Raw genomic sequence first — 338 nt, forward strand, 5'->3', positions numbered from 1 at the left:
AGCTCCCCGATGCTTTCTACAATCACTCCCATACGCTCTTCCATGGCTTCGCGCCCTGTCTGGAGGGTATAGGCTATATCTGCAAGGTCCGCCTCCGTCCATGGCTGTTCTTCCATGGCGGACAGCAATCTCCGTACCTGCTCTTTTAGCCCTTCCTCATTCTTTGCCGACAGCACAATGATTGCAGGCTTCTCCGGGGTAACGGCAACTGAGACCGCTTCATGCTCTACAGCAATATATTCTTCAAGCACGACGTGTGCATTGGAGCCTCCGGCTCCAAACGAGGAGATTCCCGCCCTCCTTGGAACCTCCTGTCCATCCACTACCGGCCGTTTCCA

The 338-nt window shown here is 55.0% G+C and carries 1 protein-coding gene; it reads right to left on the minus strand.

Annotation, left to right across the window (positions count from 1 at the left end):
• Positions 1-338: CurL C-terminal domain-containing protein (locus L693_RS27840; protein WP_197029849.1), on the minus strand; the 338-nt coding region annotated here is incomplete at both ends.

The organism is Paenibacillus sp. 1-18, from assembly GCF_000520755.1.
In the GTDB taxonomy this organism is placed as follows: Bacteria; Bacillota; Bacilli; order Paenibacillales; family Paenibacillaceae; genus Paenibacillus; species Paenibacillus brasilensis.